1 protein-coding gene is annotated in these 1,731 nt (G+C 61.9%); it reads right to left on the bottom strand.

Annotated elements, in window-relative coordinates; all coding sequences use genetic code 11:
* The coding region (gene ygfK / locus AAC083_RS00985) for a putative selenate reductase subunit YgfK (protein WP_258224576.1) at nt 1-1,731 on the bottom strand (1,731 nt) is incomplete at both ends.

Below are 1,731 nucleotides of genomic sequence, written 5' to 3'. Positions count from 1 at the left end.
ATGCTCGCGAGAGAGCACCAGATCCGCGGCGCGGCGGGCACCGCCGATGGCACCGACGATGGAGGATGGGCCGCTCTGCACATCACCGATCAGGAAGACGTTGCGACGACTGGTCTCGCCGCTCTGGCTATCCACCTCTGGCCAACCATCGCTGCCCAGGGGAATGCCCATTGCTTTCAGTACTTCGCAGTCTGGCTGCTCGCCGATGGCGGTGATCAGCGCATCCATCTGCATCACTTCGGTCTGCTCGGTGGGCACCGGACGGCGGCGGCCCTGCTCGTCAGGATCCCCCAACGCCATCATCCGCACGACAAGCTTGCCATCTTTGTCAAAGCGCTCCGGATTGGTGAGGAAGCAAAAACGCACCCCATCCTCCACCGCTTCCAGAACCTCCTCGCGATAGGCGGGCATCTCTTTTTCGCTGCGACGGTAGATCACGGTCACATCGCTCACACCCGGCACCTTGAGGGCGGCGCGGGCGCAGTCCATGGCGGTGTTGCCAGCGCCGATCACCGCCACATGGCGGCCCAGCGGCAGCGGTTTGCCCTGATTGAAGCTGCGCAGGAAGTTGAATGACTTGTAGACCCGATCATGACCCCCTTCGAGACGCATGCCGCCATTCTTGTCGGCGCCGATGCCGACGAAGACATAGGTAAAGCCCTGGGCGTGCAGCTTGTCGATGGTGAGCGCCGGATCGCAACCAAACTCGAACTTGACCCCGTGGGCGGCGACAAAGTCGATATCGTGCTGGATAAGCTCGGCCGGAATGCGGAACTCGGGGATGATGTGTTTGACCACGCCACCGGCATCCGCTTCACGCTCGAACACGGTGACCGGATGACCGGCACGGGCCAGAAAGTAACCGGCGGAGAGACCGGCCGGGCCGGCGCCTATTACTGCAACCGGGTGCTTGTCACCGCTGCCTGCCGGTTTGTGCCAGCGGGCCTTGTACCCTTCCCAGCCAAACTCGAGGGCCACTTTTTTCAGCTCGCGGATATTGAGCGCGCTGTCGTAATCCAGACGGGTACAGTTGTACTGGCACTGGTGATCGCAGATATGGCTGGTGATGGCAGGCAAGGCGTTGCGCTGATAAATCAACTCAAGGGCTGCCACATACTCCCCCTCGCCCATCAGACGAATGTACTCGGGGATATCCTGATGCACGGCGCAGGCGGTGACACAGGGCGCTACGTAGCAGTCGGTCAGCGGCAGGCCGCCGCCCACTTCGATGCGATCGTCGGACTTCCACTCCTTCTGGGTGTAATCCATGGTGAGGGCCTTGGCGGCAAGCGCTTCCAGCTTGGCCACATCCACCTGACTCATGCCCCAGCTGCCCGACGCATCGATCTCTTTGAGGCACTCGATCTGGCGCAGGTAGCCACCCGGTTTGAGCAAGTCGGTGGCCATGGTGATGGGGCGAATACCGGTCTCGAAGATCTCCGCGATATTGAACTTGCTGGCACCGCCCGAGTAGGAGATGGGCAGCTTGCCATCGAAGGCGCGGGACAGCACAGCAGCCACGTTGATGGAGAGCGGGAACAACGCACGGCCAGACATGTACATCTCATCGCCGGGCAGCGCCCCTTTGCGGTTGATGGTGCCGAGCGTGTTGGTGAGCTTGACCCCGAAGGTGAGCCCCTTCTCGGCCCCCAGCGCCATCAAGCGTGTCAGCATGGCCTTGGCCTGATCCAGCTTGAGGTCGTGATCGAACGACGCTTCGCTCAGACCAAT

The sequence above is a fragment of the Aeromonas sp. HMWF014 genome (genome assembly GCF_963878295.1).
GTDB classification, from domain to species: Bacteria; Pseudomonadota; Gammaproteobacteria; order Enterobacterales; family Aeromonadaceae; genus Aeromonas; species Aeromonas popoffii.
Note: the sequence above shows the minus strand (reverse complement) of the source record. Positions and strands in the feature narration are given on the sequence as shown.